The sequence below is a fragment of the Listeria monocytogenes genome, assembly GCF_013282665.1.
In the GTDB taxonomy this organism is placed as follows: domain Bacteria; phylum Bacillota; class Bacilli; order Lactobacillales; family Listeriaceae; genus Listeria; species Listeria monocytogenes_C.
The window spans coordinates 413,866-429,310 of sequence record NZ_CP054041.1; the positions used below are offsets into that span (position 1 = coordinate 413,866).

The 15,445-nt window shown below is 38.4% G+C and carries 17 protein-coding genes; 5 read left to right on the top strand and 12 right to left on the bottom strand.

What is annotated here, in order from left to right; translation table 11 throughout:
* Positions 1-38: 38 nt before the first annotated feature.
* Positions 39-1,811 carry an SgrR family transcriptional regulator gene (locus HRK21_RS02065; RefSeq protein ID WP_069887900.1) on the top strand — a complete coding sequence of 591 codons (1,773 nt, stop codon included), beginning with the start codon at positions 39-41 and terminating at the stop codon, positions 1,809-1,811.
* Here HRK21_RS02065 and HRK21_RS02070 read toward each other — a convergent pair.
* The 4 genes from HRK21_RS02070 to HRK21_RS02085 form a co-directional block, all read right to left on the bottom strand.
* The gene (locus tag HRK21_RS02070) at positions 1,783-2,169 is read right to left on the bottom strand and encodes a DUF3397 domain-containing protein (RefSeq protein WP_003739418.1); all 387 of its coding nucleotides are present in this window, start codon (positions 2,167-2,169) and stop codon (positions 1,783-1,785) included. The genes HRK21_RS02065 and HRK21_RS02070 overlap by 29 nt on opposite strands.
* Complete coding sequence (locus HRK21_RS02075) at positions 2,162-3,055, bottom strand: 2-dehydropantoate 2-reductase (RefSeq protein WP_069887899.1); 894 nt, start codon at positions 3,053-3,055, stop codon at positions 2,162-2,164. The genes HRK21_RS02070 and HRK21_RS02075 overlap by 8 nt, the downstream gene beginning before the upstream one ends.
* A 149-nt stretch (positions 3,056-3,204) precedes the next feature.
* Complete coding sequence (gene rpmF / locus HRK21_RS02080) at positions 3,205-3,378, bottom strand: 50S ribosomal protein L32 (RefSeq protein WP_003726143.1); 174 nt, start codon at positions 3,376-3,378, stop codon at positions 3,205-3,207.
* A gap of 90 nt (positions 3,379-3,468) precedes the next feature.
* Entirely contained in the window at positions 3,469-4,005 is a 537-nt protein-coding gene (locus tag HRK21_RS02085; RefSeq protein ID WP_003739420.1) for a YceD family protein, read from the bottom strand.
* Positions 4,006-4,134: 129 nt separating this feature from the next.
* On the opposite strand from HRK21_RS02085, the gene HRK21_RS02090 reads away from it, so the two are divergent.
* Both HRK21_RS02090 and HRK21_RS02095 read left to right on the top strand, forming a co-directional pair.
* Positions 4,135-5,307 (top strand): nucleotidyltransferase, encoded by a 1,173-nt coding sequence (locus HRK21_RS02090; protein ID WP_070006012.1) that lies wholly within the window; start codon positions 4,135-4,137, stop codon positions 5,305-5,307.
* An 81-nt stretch (positions 5,308-5,388) separates the two neighbouring features.
* Positions 5,389-7,629, top strand: coding sequence for an ATP-binding cassette domain-containing protein (locus HRK21_RS02095; protein WP_070006013.1), 2,241 nt, complete (start codon positions 5,389-5,391; stop codon positions 7,627-7,629).
* A 39-nt stretch (positions 7,630-7,668) separates the two neighbouring features.
* Here the strand turns inward: HRK21_RS02095 and HRK21_RS02100 are convergent, their stop codons facing one another.
* The 7 genes from HRK21_RS02100 to cyoE all read right to left on the bottom strand — a co-directional run bounded on the left by HRK21_RS02100 (position 7,669) and on the right by cyoE (position 12,784).
* Positions 7,669-8,709 (bottom strand): SepM family pheromone-processing serine protease, encoded by a 1,041-nt coding sequence (locus HRK21_RS02100; protein ID WP_070006014.1) that lies wholly within the window; start codon positions 8,707-8,709, stop codon positions 7,669-7,671.
* Positions 8,710-8,727: 18 nt separating this feature from the next.
* Complete coding sequence (gene coaD / locus HRK21_RS02105; protein WP_070006015.1) at positions 8,728-9,210, bottom strand: pantetheine-phosphate adenylyltransferase; 483 nt, start codon at positions 9,208-9,210, stop codon at positions 8,728-8,730.
* 2 nt (positions 9,211-9,212) lie between these two features.
* Entirely contained in the window at positions 9,213-9,770 is a 558-nt protein-coding gene (rsmD, locus tag HRK21_RS02110; RefSeq protein WP_003739425.1) for a 16S rRNA (guanine(966)-N(2))-methyltransferase RsmD, read from the bottom strand.
* 96 nt (positions 9,771-9,866) lie between these two features.
* On the bottom strand, positions 9,867-10,148 hold the full coding sequence (locus HRK21_RS02115) for a YlbG family protein (RefSeq protein ID WP_003726138.1): 282 nt from the start codon (positions 10,146-10,148) through the stop codon (positions 9,867-9,869).
* A gap of 30 nt (positions 10,149-10,178) precedes the next feature.
* Complete coding sequence (locus HRK21_RS02120) at positions 10,179-10,628, bottom strand: YlbF/YmcA family competence regulator (protein ID WP_003739426.1); 450 nt, start codon at positions 10,626-10,628, stop codon at positions 10,179-10,181.
* Between the two features lie 48 nt (positions 10,629-10,676).
* Positions 10,677-11,732, bottom strand: a complete 1,056-nt coding sequence (locus tag HRK21_RS02125; protein ID WP_070006016.1) for a CAP domain-containing protein — start codon at positions 11,730-11,732, stop codon at positions 10,677-10,679.
* 146 nt (positions 11,733-11,878) lie between these two features.
* Positions 11,879-12,784 carry a heme o synthase gene (gene cyoE, locus HRK21_RS02130; RefSeq protein WP_069887892.1) on the bottom strand — a complete coding sequence of 302 codons (906 nt, stop codon included), beginning with the start codon at positions 12,782-12,784 and terminating at the stop codon, positions 11,879-11,881.
* Between the two features lie 235 nt (positions 12,785-13,019).
* Between cyoE and HRK21_RS02135 the strand changes: the two genes are divergently transcribed.
* Positions 13,020-13,937 (top strand): COX15/CtaA family protein, encoded by a 918-nt coding sequence (locus HRK21_RS02135; protein ID WP_003723941.1) that lies wholly within the window; start codon positions 13,020-13,022, stop codon positions 13,935-13,937.
* A gap of 108 nt (positions 13,938-14,045) precedes the next feature.
* Positions 14,046-14,789, top strand: a complete 744-nt coding sequence (locus HRK21_RS02140) for a potassium channel family protein (RefSeq protein WP_003739429.1) — start codon at positions 14,046-14,048, stop codon at positions 14,787-14,789.
* 5 nt (positions 14,790-14,794) lie between these two features.
* Here the strand turns inward: HRK21_RS02140 and HRK21_RS02145 are convergent, their stop codons facing one another.
* Positions 14,795-15,436, bottom strand: a complete 642-nt coding sequence (locus HRK21_RS02145; RefSeq protein ID WP_070006017.1) for an MOSC domain-containing protein — start codon at positions 15,434-15,436, stop codon at positions 14,795-14,797.
* Positions 15,437-15,445 lie beyond the last annotated feature (9 nt).

Consider the following 15,445-nt stretch of genomic DNA (forward strand, 5'->3'; position numbering starts at 1 on the left):
TAGTCAGATATTGTCCCCTTTTAGAACGGAGTGGTGTTATGGATAAAGATTATTTCACTATGCGAGCGTATCTATTTAATAGAAGTACCGATTTAAAGGTTCCTTTTAAATTAAACGACTTGGCCACTATTTGGTTTTGCACACCGAAGAATGCCAAGCGAAAATTGCAACAGTACCAAGCGAAAAAAAGGCTTACCTATCTACCTGGACTAGGACGCGGAAATGTCTCACAAATTGTTTTTCCTAAACAGCTAGAAGTAGAAGTCCTGGAGGTTTTGGAACAAAGTTTGGCAATGGATGCATTCAGCGATATTTTATTTTTACTACAACTCCCTATCCCTAAAAGTTGGTTTTCTACTATCTCTACTGAAATTCAGCAAATGTTCGGTTTACAAGTAACCGAAAACCAGCAAGAAGTTCTTCGTTCTATCGTTCGCCGCAAACTCACTACCCTAGATCCGCTTCAAACCTCTGTTTCTATGGAGGCATTTCTCCTTACTCAAATTAGTGATTCCCTCGTCAAATATGATGAAAAGAAAAAGAAGATTACCTCCCACATTGCTCATCACTGGAAAGTTTCGAATGATTTTACGGAATGGACCTTTTACTTACGAAAAAATGTTTTATTTCATCACGGGCGCATGCTTGATAGCGAAGATGTAAAATATACCTTGAAGCGTTCTATGCAAGCCAAATCCGTTTCTTTCTGGCAAATGGAAGCAATTAAGTCCATTCACTGCATTAATAAATTCACCCTCCATGTTCGTCTAAAAAAGCCCGATGCGTTTTTCATTCGTTATTTATGCACAGCAAATATGGCTATTTTGCCACGTGATGTTATTTTTGATGAAAATAAATGGATTTCAACGGGGCCTTTTCGAATTAAAGAGCGTAATGACGAGCGTTTAGTTTTAGAAGCATTTGATGGCTATTTTTTAGCAAGACCCATTCTCGACCGTGTGGAATTTTGGACTGCCGAAACTGGGGATAATTTAAAAACTATTCCAATGCAGTTCACTTCGGTTGATTACGAGGAAAATCCTGCCTATATAGAACGACGCAAACTTGGTGTAGGCGTTAATTTCCTTTGCTTTAATACGCACCGAAAAGGCATTCCCCAACACCCAGCTTTTCGTGAAGCAATTTACCATCTCATCGATTGTCAAAAAGCAAGCGCACAAAATTTTGAAAATTATGGTACTGTCGCATCTAATTATTATCCCGAAAAATCAACTCCACCCAAGAAGCACCCTGAAAAAATCAACACTTTATTAAAAGAAGCAAACTATCAAGGCGAAAAAGTTATTTTTGGAACGACCCAACACCCCACAGCTATCAAAGAGTCTGAATGGATTCAAGAACTAGCTACTGATTTTGGAATCAATTTAGAACGAAAAATCATTAGCCATCAGGAAGCCTCTTATTCCAAAGTCCCAGCAGAAGAAACCGACTTCATGATGATGGGAGAAATCCCGGCCGCAGACGACGAAATGGCTTATTTAGACTTCTTAAATAACCCCTACCTGTTGCCGCAACAGCTTTTCAATCAAACCATTACTAGAGAACTTACAGAAAAACTGGATGTGTTTAAAACAGAAAAAGACGCCTCCAAAAGAGACGTCTTACAAACGAACATTGATCGCTGGCTAACAGAAAATTACTATTTAATTTATTTGCATCATCCAGAAAAAAGCCAATCACTTCATTCCATGATAAAAGGAATTGCTGAAAACCCTTATGGTTATTTTGATTTAAGTAAAGTATGGATTGAAACGAACCTACTCAAAAACGTAAAATCAGACTATAAATAATGCCGTAAAGATAAAGTACAACATATAATAATGCAAAAATGAAGAAGCATAGGCGCCAGTATCCACGAAGAATTTTACGGAACTGTATTTCGCCTTCTTTTTTCGCAGCCATTACAACAATCACAATGCCTAAAATAAATAAAAACAGTAAAATATATAATAAGAACGAGCGATTAAATAGCACAATCATGAAAAAATGAACAGCAATAATCAAGAAAATAGTAGATAAGTCAGCGGCTAACATAATTCTCCGCTGGCTTTTCTTTATTTTAAAACTGGAAAAAAACATCGTCAAAATAAATACCACAACTGGTAAAATAATAATCATTGCTGTTGAATTAGTTAACCAATCAAACATCGCTTTCTCCTTCCAACCCTTTAATTATATGATATAACGCACGAAGCGTAGGAAGTGCCTCTCCTTTTTCTAATAGTGGTAGCACGATTCCATCAATTTCAGTCATTCGATTATTCATTCGATCAAGCGCCATCGAAGAAAAGTTTAGTGCTGTCACTTGGCAAATTGCCTCCACCTTCTCTAGTCCATTTTCTACCGGCAAAACCGTTTGTATTTCTTTCACAATTACCTTTAAAAGCGCATGCCATTCTTCGTTTTCAAGGAGCTTGCCATTCTGAACTTGAAGAACTGCTGTGAGCGGATTAATTACGGCGTTGATAAATAATTTTTCTTGAATAATTTCTAAATAATTCGCATGTTTTTCAACCGGAAAGTTTGGATTCGAATGTAGTAGGTCTGTTAGAGTGTCGCTTAACTCCCCTTGATAAATGCTATACTTCGTTCGACCATGACCTCGCCAAATAACGGTTGTATCATCTTCGCGTCCTGCCCCATGTTCGCTAATACCTAGTAAAATAGTTCGTTTATCACCTAGTAGCTTTAAGCTATCTAAATGCGCCGCCCCATTTTGAATAAATAGTAGTGGTACTTGTTCCGAGATTTTTTGTAGTACTGGCAAAATGGCGTTTAGTGAATATTGTTTAACTGCAATAATTAATAATTGCTGTTCGGATAACTTTTCCGTATCCGTTATTTCCGCAGCTTGTATATGTATATTTTTTAGTTCGGAACGATCCTTTAAAGAAAGTCCTTTTTTATTTAATAAATCACTTTGTTCTTTTCTCCGTGTAAAAAGAGTGAGCGCCGATCTATCGGCAAAATTTGCTGCGTATAAAAGCCCCATCGCTCCTGCTCCAATAATTCCTACTTTTAGTTGGTTCGCCATTTAGTTCAGCTCCATATTGGTTAATGCTTTTATTTTATCAGAAGTAGCATTCTTTTGCACTTCTGTACGCAAACAAAAACCTCGAAAGACCCATGGCGTCTTTCGAGGTTCGTCTTCAACAAGTGAAACGTCACCTGCTTTTAACAATATTAGCTGTTTGCTACATCTTTGCCATCATATTGTCCACATTCTGGGCATACGTGATGGGAAAGTCTGTATTCGCCGCAATTCGAGCATTCGTTCATGCCCGGAAGTTGAAGTTTAACGTGTGTACGACGCTTACGCTTTTTGGCTTTTGAAGTTCTTCTAAAAGGTACTGCCATTTCCTTACACCTCCTTGACGATAACTAAGTACTTGTATCGTTAATCTAAGAAAAATAAATTCCTTAATATATTCCAGCTTCACGGGGAGTTTAGTCTTCTTTTTTCTCATCGAAAAAATTGGCTAATCCCGCAAGACGAGGATCCACTTTTGGTTCTTTTGCTATTTGTTCTAGTAGGTTACCTTCTTCTGTTTTCATTTCCCATTCATTGCCTCGTGGAAGATTACTCATTTCGAGTGCGTCTTCACTGAAAACTTGCATTGGAATTTCAACAAGTAAAAGTTCTTCTACTACAGGGGTTAAATCGACCATATCCTGTTCCATCACATGCCAAGATTCATCTAGAACTTGTTCTTTGGATTTCACAAAGGTTTCCGTCGCATGCACTTCATAAGGATAAATAACATCCTCTAATGTACGAGCACATGGAAGCGTCCACTCACCTTTCATTGTTAGGTTAGCAGTAACTTCTTCTGGGTGTACAATTAGTTCCCCAGTTACTTCTACGGGGCTTGCATCACGAACGTCTATATTGTTCTCTTGAAAGAACTTTTTTAGGTCAGCTTTTTCATTAATCGTGAAGTTGCTGTCACGATATTTTTTTAATTGACTGATAGACCATTTCATCCTACATCACTCCAAGCGCAACACAAAATATTATAGCTTTTTTAAAGGCTTTTGTCAATGCTTTTTCGGGGAGCAAAACCACTGCCTTCATTTTATGCTAAAATAGATTATCTAAAGGAGGGAACCGAAATGAAAGCAACTGGAATTGTGGTGGAATATAACCCTTTTCATAATGGGCATAAACTACATTTAAATAAGGCGCGCGAATTAACTCAAGCAGATGTGGTGATAGCTGTAATGAGTGGCTCGTTTGTACAGCGCGGTGAACCAGCAATCATTCCAAAATGGGAACGTGCGAAGATGGCGCTCGCTGCTGGCGTTGATATGGTTATTGAGCTTCCAGTTTCATTTGCGACACAACATGCAACGATTTTTGCAGAAGAGGCAGTTCGTATTTTAGATGCTGTTCATGTCGATACGCTGTTTTTTGGCAGTGAACATGGAGTTGCGGAAGATTTTACATTTGCTGCGAAAAAAGTAGTCGAAAACGAAACCCGTTTTGATGAAGCGATTCAGCTGGCGTTAGTTGATAAGAAAACTTCTTATGCTAGAGCTTATACAGAAGCTTTTAAACAATTGTTCGGCCAAAACTTGTTGGATATCACGAAACCTAATAACATTCTCGGTTTCCACTATGCGCTTGCTGTTCAGAAACAAAACCCGTCCATTTCTCTTCAAACTATTCCTCGTGAACATGCAGGATACCACGACGAGGAAGCGGGTCATGACCAAATCGCAAGTGCGACCGCGATTCGAAAATTAATACTTGCTGGGAAGTTAGAAGAAGCTCGCCAATATCTCCCTGTTTCTTCTATAGCTATTTTACGCAATTATGAGGGACCATTTTTATCGTGGGCAGATTATTGGCCATTCCTGCAATATCGGTTAGTTCATGCAAGCGCAGAAGAACTGGAAAGAATCCGCGGCGTTAGTGAAGGAATTCAAAACCGAATGCAGCAAGCAGCGACTAAAGCGCAAAACTTCTCTGATTTTATAGAATTAACCAAAACAAAACGATACAGTAATGCGCGATTACAACGAACGGCTTTACAAATTTTACTAAATGTAAAGAGTAAAGCTAGCTCCCCTTACATCCGAATACTCGGCATGAATAAAACGGGTCAACAATATTTATCGCTTCATAAGAAAAATATTCCTCTTCCTATTGTCACGACTGTTTCCAAAGCACCCCCTGGACTTTTAGAGGAAGAAATACGTGCGACAAACATTTATACACTCGTAAAAGGACTGGAAAATTATCAAGCTGGCGACTTTCATATTCCACCAATTTTAACCTTGTAATCTTTACAAGGTTTTTGATTGACTTTTATGGGGCTATTTTGCTAAGATATTTGTCCGACTCAAAAAACAGGAGGTATGTGTATGGTACAAGAATATATTCGATTAAGAGGAGCTCGTGAAAACAATCTCCAAAATATTTCGCTAGATATCCCCAAACGAAAAATCACTATTTTTACTGGTGTATCTGGTTCTGGGAAATCTTCTATTGTATTTGAAACTATTGCCACAGAATCGCAAAGACAGTTAAACGAAACCTACAGCGCCTATCTTCGTAATTTCCTTCCGAAGTATACGCAGCCAGACGCAGATTCAATTGAAAACCTCTCCACCTCTGTTATTATTGATCAAAAACGACTTGGCGGTAATTCCCGCTCCACCCTTGGTACCATCACGGATATTAATTCGATTTTGCGATTACTTTTCTCGCGTGTCGGCAAGCCTAGCATCGGGACAGCAAATTTATTTTCTTTTAACGACCCCGCTGGTATGTGCCCTGATTGCCATGGTGTTGGTCAAAAAGTTTCGGTTGATTTAATCAAATTACTTGATCCAAATAAATCACTTAAAGAAGGCGCCATCTTATTTCCGACGTTTTCGGTAGATTCATGGTACTGGAATTCCTATGCTTATTCCGGTTTTTTTGATGTGAATAAAAAAATAAAAGATTATACGGACGAAGAATATGAGATGTTGTTACACGGGAAAGATATGAAAGTTTTTCTAGAAACACCCATGGGAAGCATGAACGCTACATATGAAGGGTTGATTCCAAAATTCAATCGTTTGTATATTCAAAAAGAAGGCGAAATGTCAGCCTCTACTAAAAAACGTGTCGATAAATTCACCCATATTGCGCCTTGTACAACATGTGAAGGCACAAGACTCTCCGCGCAAGCATTATCTTGTAAAATCAATGGCGCAAATATCGCTGACTTCACAGCGATGCAATTAGATGAATTAAAAGAAACGATTGCAAGTATTGATGACCCTATCGCCGCTCCAATGGTCAAAAGTGTCACAGAACGATTGCAACATTTGATTGATATTGGTCTTGGTTATATGACACTTGACCGCCAAACGGCTTCTCTTTCTGGTGGTGAATCACAACGTGTCAAAATGATTCGTCATTTAAATAGTAGCTTAACTGATTTGCTTTATATTTTTGATGAGCCAAGTATCGGTCTTCATCCACGGGATGTCCACCGACTCAATGATTTACTCGTGAAATTGCGTGACAAAGGCAATACGATTCTCGTTGTGGAACATGACCCAGATGTAATCAAAATTGCCGACCATATTGTCGATGTAGGGCCGCACGCAGGAAAACATGGCGGCGAGATTCAGTTTGTCGGAAGTTACACAGATTTGCTGAAATCAGACACACTAACTGGCCAGTTCCTCCATCGCCATTTACCAATTAATAGCCAACCGCGACAACCAAAAGGCTTTTTAATAACTAAAAAAAGTAGTCGCTTTAACCTAAAGGATATTCAAGCCAACATTCCAAAAGAAGTACTTACTGTAATAACTGGCGTGGCTGGTTCGGGTAAGAGTACCTTGGTTCATTCTGTTTTCCTAAAAGAGTATCCAGATGCGATAGTAATCGACCAATCAGCTGCTCATGCCAATATTCGCTCCAATCCTGCCACCTACACTGGAATAATGGACCCGATTCGAAAAGCATTTGGAAAAGAAAATGATGTCAGCCCATCGCTCTTTAGTTACAATTCCAAAGGCGCTTGCGAAAACTGTAAAGGACTCGGTTTCACAACGATGGATTTAGCTTTTATGGATTCGATTCGCACACCTTGCGAAGTCTGCCATGGCAAGCGATTCCAAGATTCTGTTTTGCAATATAAGCTAAATGGGAAATCCATTAGCGATGTGTTAGAACTAACTGTATCAGAAGCACTCGATTTCTTTACGGACAAAAAAATCCTGAAGAAAATTGAGGCAATGGAAGAGGTAGGAATTGGTTACGTCACGCTTGGCCAAGCACTTAGCACCTTATCAGGCGGTGAGTGCCAACGTTTGAAACTCGCCAATGAGCTCCATAAAAAAGGGTCGATTTATATTATGGATGAACCGACGACTGGCCTTCATATGTCAGATATCGAACATATTTTAACGATTATCCACTCACTTGTAAATAAAGGAAATACCGTTATTGTCATTGAACATAATGTCGATATTATTCGTAACGCAGACTGGATTATCGACCTTGGCCCAGAAGGCGGAAGTGCTGGTGGGCAAATTATCTTCGAAGGCGCTCCGCTTGATTTACTTGAAAACAAACAATCATTAACTGCCAAATATCTTTAATTAAAAACCGTTTTGTCTATAGTAGACAAAACGGCTTTTTTATTGTAGTTTTTCTAAATAATCCACAGCATCTTGGAAAGTTTTCACTGGAACGATTTTCATTTTGGAGTCAATGTCTTTCGCTGTCTTAACTGCTGTATCGTAATTACTTTCAATACTCGGATCACTTTTCTTCATCTCTTCGGTAATTGGATCATTTGGAGCGAAGAAAATTTTTGCACCGCTTTTATCTGCGGCAACAACCTTTTGATCAATTCCACCGATTCTACCAACAGTTCCATCAGGGTCAATCGTACCAGTTCCGGCGATCTTCTTACCATCTGTAAGATCATCTTTTTGGAAACGACTGTAAATTTCTAAACTGAACATTAAGCCGGCAGATGGACCACCGATTTTTTCAGAGTCGATTTTCACCGTTGGATCTGCGGTGATTTTTTCATCGTCCACAAGCGTGATACCGATTCCTGGAGTGCCCTTTTTATCAATTGCTGTTAATTTGATATTGGCTTGTTCATTTTTGTTGCCGTGTTTATAGTTGATTTTGACTGTGTCTCCCACTTTTTTGCTGTGGATATAATCAATAAATTCTTGACTTGATTTAAACGCATTCCCGTCAATTTCTGTGATTAGGTCGCCAGCGTGAAGGACATCGGCTGCTGGAACGTCCTCTTTTACACTTAATACGTATACGCCATCATAAGTGACTTTTACTTCTTGATCGGCAGCTTTATAGGCCACTTGAATGGCATTATTTTTGGATTCGTTCATCATTTGCATTTGGCGAACGTTATATTCTTCGTCAGTTTCATTCTCGTATTTGATATCGCTATCTTTTTCTAGCTCATGATATGGCAAAAATTTAGCAGTCATATATGTATAAATGTTTGCTTTTCCCATCGCAATCGTTACTAGACTGAGCGAACCGTCTTTTTTATTTGGATGGTTATCAACCGTAACGAGTGGTGCAAGTTCTTCGGTCCCACCAGGTTTTGAAATATAATACGGAACTGGAATAAAAAAGCCCGCTATAATAATAATTAACAGCACTATCGCCGTTATTTTTTTCCACTCTTTACGCATTTTTTGTCCATCTCCTACTTACTTGAATTTTGCTTGTACTGCTTTGTTCACACTTTCTGGTACAAGTTCGCTGATATCGCCTTGATACTGCGCTACTTCTTTTACCATACTGGAACTTAAAAAAGAATATTTCGTATTAGTCATGACAAAAAAAGTTTCGATATCCGCATTTAGCGTTCGGTTCATCGAAGCAATTTGCATCTCGTATTCGAAATCACTCGCCGCTCGAAGCCCTCTAACAATGGCTGTAGCCCCGCGCGTAGCAGCATAATCAACCGTTAATCCGCTTGCACTTTCCACTTGAACATTTGGCAAATGAGCGGTTACTTGTTTGATCATTTCCATTCGCTCTTCTATCGTGAAAAGTGGTTTTTTGGATGAATTGTTTAAAACAGACACATATAACACATCAAAAATTTTCGCTGCACGTTCAATAATATCTAAGTGACCATTTGTAATCGGATCAAATGTCCCGGGAATAACGGCAATTTTGTCACCCATTTCTACGCCTCCTGAAATTCAAATATAGATAAAACCGTAATACCATAAGAAACTGATTTGATTTTCTCGAATTTACCAATTGTATCTGGCATGATAGCTTCTTTGTCATGCTCGCAAATAATTCTTCCATTTTCGTTAACTAATTCTAATTTTTCTAAAGTTCCTAGTAATTTTTCTAATTGTTGCTTTTTATATGGTGGATCTAAGAAAACAAGGTCGAATTTCCACTCGTTTTTATGGAGTAATTTGAGTGCTCGTTCGGCGTCATTTCGGTATACTTCCGCGCGTTCTGTAAAATGGCATCCTTCTAAGTTTTGGCGGATTGTTTTAATCGCGAGAGTTGCTTGGTCAATGAAAACCGCTCGTTCGGCGCCTCTACTCAATGCTTCAATTCCAAGCCCGCCACTACCAGCAAATAAATCCAGTACTATATCTCCATCAAAAAAGGGACCAATAATCGAAAATAAGGATTCTTTTACTTTATCTGTCGTTGGTCTCGTATTGTTTCCTGGAACAGCTTTTAAAGCGTGTCCTTTACGTTCTCCTGCAATGACTCTCATGTTTTTCCACAACCTTTACTTCAATGTCTTTTTTACTTTATCATAAATAGATGCAAAAAAACAGCAAGACTAGTTGAAATAGTCTCGCCGTTTTGATTAAATACTGATTTGCACATCTTCGTTTTTGTGTTCGTACATCATTTCTTTTTTGGATTCGTATTCTGTTTTTAAGAACGGGCGGAAAGACATTTCCACGCGTTTCACATAATGAAAACGAGAAACTTTGTTAGAGATATCTTCTACTTCAGCCATATCACAATACAACACCGCATATTTTAACTTACGCGATACGTAATGCACATTTCCAAATCGCTTCAAAGATCTAACTTGTTTGAGATGATTCATCCAAACGACGATAGCTTGTCTATCATTTTCCATTGTTTAAGCCCCTTCTTTTTAGGATAAGCTTTACGCTGAACAACCGCAGCCTCCCCCGCTGCCACATCCACCTGTAGAACAAGCAGATTTTGTTTCAAAAAACGGATTACCCGTTGGCACTTTGATATTCTCTGAAACTGCACTTGCGAGGAGCAGACTGATTTCGTCCAAGAGAGATTGCAAATCCATCTCTGCACGGCGAAAAGCTGCCACATTTTGATCCATATCAACTTCGCGTTTATAAGCGCGAGTTTTTCTGGTTACTTCTTTATAGTCAGGATGATACCGGCCGAACCGCTGTACTTCCTCGTATTGTTCTTTTATTCGTATAAATTGACGAATATTTTTTTGCGAATTAGCGTCATTTAATAACGCTTCTTTGGCACTTTTGTAGTTTTGCACTTCCTCGGAGTTTAGAATCATGCTAGCAAGCTCATCCGATAAATCGAGTAGCGCCATATTTTCCATTGTAGCGAGCAAATCTAGCCACCTCCATATTACTTACTTTTTTATTATACCATAGAACTATTACTTAATAATAAAATTTTGCGTATAGTATTTTTGATAGGTTCCTGCACCCATATAGGTATATGAATCATCTAGTAAATTTTCTCTGTGGCCTTTGGAGTTGAGCCAACCTTCCACTGCTGCTGCGCTATCGACATAGTTATAGGCGATATTTTCACCAGCTTTAGTATATTTGACGTCCCCTTTACTAAGTCGTTTGCTTAGATCTCCTTGCGTAGGGGAAGTATGGTCAAAATAGTCGTTTTTCTTCATATCAACACTATGTCCATAAGCTACTTTTGCAACAGACTCGTCCCAAGCAACTTCTTCTACCCCGTAGCGATCACGAATAACATTAGTGACTTCTAGAACTTGTTTACTAGAAGCGTCATCAATCGCATTCCAATCAGCTGGTGACAACTTTTCTTCATAAATTTCACCTTGGTAAGATAATTCATAGGGGCGCATTTTGATGAAGGATAATTTATTGAGGTAACGAACACTAATCAGTTTTGACTTAAATTTATCGAAATTCAGTTGCGCATAAACACCACTTCCAATGTTAACAATCGGGCGGGCATTTAAGTCTTCCTCAGAAAGTTCGAATTTATAGTAGCTGTCTTTATAGTTGAAGGATATTTCCGACTGCAAATTGGCATCGGTAAATACTTTTTCGGTGGACATACCAATCGTATATGGCATAACATTTAAGTCTTGCCCTAGTGCATAAATCGTTTGGACGACATTGTTTGTTACACCAACTTGCATATAACTTGTTCCTGGTTGGCTATAAATGTAATTATCATAACCGTATGCTGTTTTATCGACACGCACCGGATTACCAAACTCTTTCTTTAAGTCGCTTACGTTTTTATTAATAAATCTTGCCAAGCTGGAACTATCTTGCACTTGTTTCGGATTTTCATTTGTTGTTTTTTTATTATCAGGAAAATTAGACTTTGTCGCTATATCCTCTGCTGTATTTTTCTCTACTGATTTACTAAAAAAAAGATCTGTGTTGTATCCAATGAACAGGCAAATGATTAATAGCACAGCTACTCGCATTATAAACTTCACATTTTGCCCTCCTCGGCAGTATTTTGTTTTCTTGATGTAACTTTCATTTTACCAATACTATTATTATTTGAAAAGCTTTAAAAATCATAAAAAAACAATTACAAAGAAACGAGTATTGCACGCTTCTTCATAATTGTTTTTTATTTTTATAGGAAAATCGAAATAACTACCATTGCTACGAATAAAATTGTCATGTAATTTAATGAGTAAACGAACATCCATTTAGCCCATTTAATACTATCTTCCATTTTAAAGCCGTATATACTAAGGGCTAACCAACCGATGTTCAGTAACGTTGCTAAAACAACATAAACGATACCTAGTTCAAACATAAAGAACGGTAGGATAGTTAATAAAATCACCCAGAAAAACATGCTTTTCTTTGTGCGTTCAATGCCTTTTACTACTGGTAACATTGGAATCCCAGCAGCTGCGTATTCCTCTTTCCGTTTAATTGCAATCGCATAAAAATGCGGCGGTTGCCAACAAAACATTACGAGAAACAACATGATTGGTACGATGCTAAAGGATGGTTCAACTGCAAACCAACCAATCAGTGGCGGTACGGCACCTGAAAAACTACCAATGACAGTGTTACTAACTAATTTTCTTTTTGCATATAGCGAATAAACGACCACATACAAAAAGACCCCGATAACGCCAAGAGCTCCTGCTTGCCAAGTTGTCATAAATAACATAATTGTACCGACAACACCTAGCACAAGCGCGACCATTAGCGCACGCTTACCAGAAATTTTCCCGGTCATTGTTGGTCTATTTTTTGTTCTTTCCATAATTCCGTCAATATCACGGTCGATGACATTGTTAAAAGCGCCCGAAGCAGCGACAATAAGTGCTGAACCGACGATAGTAAAAAATATCACGTCTACATTTTGAATAAAAGAAATTCCATTTAACTGAAAGGCTAACCACATTCCTGTAAAAGCAGTAATCGTATTGGAATTCACGATACCAATTTTCACAAGCTCGGTAAAATCACGAACAGTAAATCTACTCGCCGATAACTCCCCAGTCTTTTCTATCTGATTCACTTTTTCTCCCCCTAACACTTGCTGATATAAACCAGTGATTGCGAACTGATAGATATCCTATACCCTTATTATGTGAAAAATACGCCCCTTTTGTCAATAAATCGGCTTTAGTCTTGTACGCTTTACTTCTTCAAATAAACACGCTACAATTAGTTTGATGTGTACTCATGAACTTATACATAAACTCAAATTTTAGTAAAATCTCACACGCATCTAAAGGAGAGATTGGTAGATAATGAAAAAATTCTTGAAAGTTTGGTCCGTACTAACGATTATTTGTATGACGGTCGTTGTGTTTGGAGGAGCGCTCGTGACGAAAACTGGTTCAGCTGATGGCTGCGGTAATAGTTGGCCGCTATGTAATGGGCAGTTAGTTCGTTTAACAGATGTTACTCCGGAAAAATTAATTGAATTCATGCACCGAATGACGACAGGAATCAGTTCGATTTTTGTTATTGTTTTAGCAATTTGTGCTTGGATTTATATGAAAAATCGTCGCGAAACAAAACCACTTGCAATTATTGCGGTTCTGTTTCTAATTATTCAAGCGTTAATGGGAATGGCGGCTGTTGTTTGGGGACAAAATCCGTATATCATGGCGCTACACTTTGGAATTTCGATCATTTGTTATGCTTCGATTGTATTGCTTGCCTTGATGATTTTTGAGGTAGACCGGAAATTCGATGCTAGAAACCTCGTGATGGGGACGAAATTACGCATTAATATTTACGCACTGACAATTTACACCTACTTAGCTGTGTATACTGGTGCGCTTGTACGGCATGAAAAAGCAAGTATGGCTGTTCCAGTTTGGCCTTTTGAAAATGGGCACTTTATCATGCCTACTTCTGTACAAGACTATGTGCAGTACTTCCACCGATTAGCCGCATTTATTTTAATCGTGTGGTTGCTTTATGTAACTTGGCTTGTGTTCCGGGATTACAGAAGATACCGCGTGCTTACTTTTAGCATGGTTTTGTCGCTTGTGTTTATTGCACTTCAAGCCGTTACTGGGGCGCTGTCTGTTTATACAGGAGTGAACTTGTATATCGCGCTTGCCCATAGCTTAATTATTACGATGCTCTTCGCTTTACTTTGCTACTTGTGCTTACTGGCCTCAAGAAGTAAAAGTAATCGACTACGAATAAAATAAGGAAAACGGCTGGCAACTTTTTGTTGTCAGCTTTTTTTATTTATCTACGGCTTTTGCGTCGTTTTATGCTAAAATAAGTGAGAGTATAAGTCAAACGAGGTGGATAACTTGGATAAAACAAAGAGAAAAATGATTTATGAGACTTTTATGCTTATTCTCATAGTACTTTCCCTTGCTCTATTACCATACAGAAACAGCTTTACATTTATTTTAAATTGGATTATTTGGGTGATATTTACGCTTGATTATCTGGTTCGACTTTACCGGGCTGATAATAAATGGCATTATGTAAAAACGCATCCGTTTCAACTCATTGCAATCATTCCATTTTACGGTGGGTTTAGAGCGGCTCGGATTGTTAGTTTTGTCCATCTTTTAAGTATTACTGCGATGGGGAGACGGTATATTGTACCGATTTATAGCTTTTTCCGTTCTAATGGTTTAAATCGATTTTTAATGATTTTTGTGTTACTTGTGATTATCATTCCTGTTCCGATGGTTTTTATCGAACCCGAAATAAACAATTATCCTGACGCACTTTGGTGGGCGATTGTGACTGCGACAACAGTTGGTTACGGGGATATTGTTCCTGTCACGCCAATCGGACGGATTTTGGCTTCGATAATGATGCTGTTTGGTATAGCGTTTATCGGGATGATAACTAGTACTATTACTAACTTTTTCCGGGCAAAGAAAACTACTGCTTCTAGCACACAAAGAGCCAGTAAGATTACCCAATTAATTGCAGATACGCCGGATTTAACGAAAGAAGAAATTGCTGTAGTAGAGCAGTTTTTGACATTACGAAAAAAAGAATTAGCAGATGAAAATGCAAAAAGTGATAGCGAATGATGCTATCACTTTTTTATTTGTTTTTCGACTTGCTCACGGTAACGTTCAGATAAGGCTTCTACTGCCAAAATCCGTTCTAATTCTTCTTTTGTTCCTTTTTTATGCAATACTTTTTCATGGCAAAAGGCTACTGTTACGCCGTGTGATTCTTGATGAATTTGTTTGATTTCATCCGTTGCATGTATAATTCCAGGGGTAATCGTTCGGCACAGGTACCCAGTAAGCCCTGTTTTGTGGATTGCTTTATAGAGATTGGGGATTCCATTGAACTTTTCAATTGTACTACAAGGGTTTCGGGCTTCCGTTATTTGGATAACAGTTTCACCAATCTGGAATTTATCACCAATTTGAACAGCGCTTTCCAACATATTCGTAGTAATGAGATTTTCACCAAAAGCAGTTACTTGTAGCTCTTCGCCAAACATTTCTGCCCATTTCGCGTAATGTTCGTATGGGTAAATACAAACCGTACGATCCTCCCCACCGTGATATTTCAAATTATGCGGTGCATCATTTTCAAAACCAGTAGTGGTTAGATTGGCGGATTGTACAAGCTTTTTTTCGATACCCGTCATCATCCGTTTGTTATTTGAAAGAATAATTTCTTTTGGCTTGCCAACTGCTAAATGCATGATTTTCCGTTCCATCTGCTTACT